Genomic DNA, 2,792 nt, shown 5'->3' with positions numbered 1-2,792 from the left:
CCGCCGCCCACGGGGGACTGCTCTGCGTGCTCGCCGCGCTCACCTGGCGGCCCGGTGCGCCGGTGCCGCTGATCGGGGGCGCGGCCGTCCTCGCGGGCGCCTGTGCCCCGCCGCTGGGGCCGACGATGCGGGCGGTGTGGTCCGACCTGCTCCCCGACCCGGATCTGCTGCGGCGTGCGTACAGCCTCGACGGGGTCGCCGAGGAGCTGCTGTTCGTGTCCGGTCCCGCCCTGGTGGGCGTTCTGGTCGCCTGGACCCTCCCGGCGTCCGGGCTGCTGCTCGGGGCGCTGCTCCTGGTCGGGGGGACCGCCGCCTTCGTCACCTCCCCGGCGATGACGGGGCCCCGGCCCCGGACCGAGGGCGGTGGGCGTCGGGGTGGCGTGCGGGGGCTGGCGGCGCCGGTCGTGGTGGCGGCGGGCACGGGGCTCGCGATCAGCGGGGTGGAGCTGCTGGTGCTGGCCCGGGTGGGCGGGGACTCCGGCGACACCGCCCTCGTCCCCTGGGTGCTGGGCGCCCTCTCGGTGGGCAGCGCGCTGGGCGGCCTGGCAAACGGGGCGATCGCCTGGCGCCGCGCCGCCCGGTCCCGTCTCGCCGGTTTCGCGGTGGCCCTGGGCCTGACGATCGCGGCGGCGGGACTGGCTCCCGGCGTCCTCACGCTCGCGGTGGCCATGACGTGTGCGGGTGCCTTCATCGCCCCGGCGCTCACCACGGCCTACCTGCTGGCGGACGAGTCGGCCCCCGCGAGCGACCGCACCCGTGCCGGGGCCTGGGTGAACATGGCGGTCAACGCGGGCAGCTCGGCCGGCGGCCTGACCACCGGCGCCCTCCTCGGCCACCTCCCGCTGCCCCTCTGCTTCGCTCTCACCGGAGCCACCGCGCTCGCCTCGGCCGCGGTGGCCCTGGTGGGCCGGAGGCGGACGGAGCCCGTGCGGGCGTGAGCCGGGGACCTGTCCGCGGCCCCGGACAGCCGGGCGCCCCACCCTCCCTCGCACCGGGGCGGTGCGTCGGGTGGGCGGGGCGTCCTGCCTCAGGGGTGTCCGAGGCACGGGCTCGGACCGCGCCCGGCGCGGGGTTGCCGCTCGGCGGGCGCGGTACGGCCGGTTGCGCGTGGAGCCGAACCGGCTACGGGCGGCCGCGCTGGTCTCTGAGGTGTTCTGCGATGGGCTTCAGGGACTTGTCGAGGTCCTGGAGGGCGTCGGGGGAGAGCAGGTCGATGAAGTGGCGGCGGACGGAGGCCACGTGGTGCGGGGCCACCTTCCGCATCGTCTCCAGCCCGTGCTCGGTCAGGACGGCGAAGAGACCGCGCCGGTCCGACTCGCAGTTCTCCCGGCGGACCAGGTCCGCGTTCTCCATGCGCGTGATCTGATGCGAGAGGCGGCTCTTGGACTGCATGGTCGCGCCCGCCAGGTCGCTCATCCGCATCCGCATGTCTTCCGACTCGGAAAGATTGACGAGGATCTCGTAGTCGTTCATCGTCAGGCCGAACGGCTGTAGATCCTTCTCTAGCTGGTACGTCAACAGCCTGTTGACCTCCAGGTGGGTGCGCCAGGCGCACTGCTCCGCATCGGTCAGCCAGTGCGTGGCCGTCTCGGTCTCCATGAATGAAGTCTACCTAAGAAGTTGAATGGCGAACTACTCTGGGTGATGTGACTGTGCGCACGCGTTCGACGTCACACTCCGCAGACTACCGCTCACAGCCCGAAGCGACGCTGGAGGTCTCCCAGCTGTCCGGGAAGGCGCGGTACCCCGGAAGCCCCCGTTCCGGGCCCCATGGGTCCTGCTGCGCCCCCTCCGGGTACCCCCGGCTCGGATGGAACAGCACCCGTGGACGGCTCGGCCATCAGCGTCTCGCTGGACTGGAGCAGTACCGTCCCCGCACCCGTGAACTCGAACTGGTGCTCCTCCCCGGAAGCCCCGCCGATCCCTGTCATCGCACGTAGACCGCCCATCACGCCGGTGAGATAGGAATGGTCGTAGTGGTGGCAGGGGGAGGGGCAGTCGGCCCAGCCGACCAGCGCCTGCGGGTCCACCCGGATCGGCGGCTCCATGAAGACCACCGGCCCGTTGGAGGCGGCGACGAACTTTCCGGTTCCGATGAGCGTCAGAAAGCCCGGCACGATCGACTGTTTGAGTGCCAAGCTTGGCTGAAAAGCGATCAAGTTGCCCGCGCGAACGGTCAGGTTGCCCTGATCCAAGTCATACGAATTCACATCGAAGGCCCGGTCCGCGAGCAGCATCTTGCCCGAGCCCTCCGCCACCACCCAGTCGCTCGCGTGCAGTGGCGAATGGAAGGAAGTCCGCACCAGCCGGTCCAGCCGGCCGTGCCCGATGCCGTTGAAGTCGATCGACCCGTAGTAGGCGATCATCTTCCCCTTCTGCAGGAACCACTGGCTCCCCTTGAGCTCCACGCAGAAGGTGTACGGGTTCACGTTGTCGTCGGCGGGGAGCGTCACCGGGTCGAAGACCACCGGCCCGCCCGCGCTCGCGTAACCGCTCACAGCTTCTCCTCCGACGCCTGGACGTACACCGTGCCGTGGCCGCTCAGCTCCAGCTGGAACGCCTCGCCGGAGCCGCGCCCCACCATGTCGCGCCAGCCCAGCGCGGTGGACAGCTTGTTGCGCACCTCGCCGTGATGGGCGACGTACGCCTGGGGGTCCACGTGGACCGGGCGCTGGGGGGTGACCGGCAGCTCGAAGACCCCGCCGTGCGCCATCACGGCGACCGCGCCATGGCCCTGCAGGGTGGTGGTGAACAGGCCCTGCCCGGTCGCCTGGCCGCGCACCAGGCCCATC

The 2,792-nt window shown here is 71.7% G+C and carries 4 protein-coding genes; 1 reads left to right on the top strand and 3 read right to left on the bottom strand.

Annotated features, from left to right (window positions below; translation table 11 throughout):
* On the top strand, positions 1-938 hold a 938-nt coding region (locus GT030_RS33955; RefSeq protein ID WP_161204347.1), incomplete at its 5' end, for an MFS transporter.
* Between the two features lie 184 nt (positions 939-1,122).
* On the opposite strand, the gene GT030_RS33950 is transcribed toward GT030_RS33955, so the two are convergent.
* The 3 genes from GT030_RS33950 to GT030_RS33940 form a co-directional block, all read right to left on the bottom strand.
* Positions 1,123-1,599, bottom strand: a complete 477-nt coding sequence (locus GT030_RS33950) for a MarR family transcriptional regulator (RefSeq protein ID WP_086695678.1) — start codon at positions 1,597-1,599, stop codon at positions 1,123-1,125.
* Between the two features lie 92 nt (positions 1,600-1,691).
* On the bottom strand, positions 1,692-2,498 hold the full coding sequence (locus tag GT030_RS33945; RefSeq protein WP_130332398.1) for an AIM24 family protein: 807 nt from the start codon (positions 2,496-2,498) through the stop codon (positions 1,692-1,694).
* Positions 2,495-2,792: AIM24 family protein (locus tag GT030_RS33940; protein WP_161204346.1), on the bottom strand; the 298-nt coding region annotated here is incomplete at its 5' end. The genes GT030_RS33945 and GT030_RS33940, both read right to left, overlap by 4 nt.

The organism is Streptomyces sp. SID1328 (assembly GCF_009865595.1).
Taxonomy (GTDB): Bacteria; Actinomycetota; Actinomycetes; order Streptomycetales; family Streptomycetaceae; genus Streptomyces; species Streptomyces griseoluteus.
This window is presented reverse-complemented; position numbering and strand designations above follow the sequence as displayed.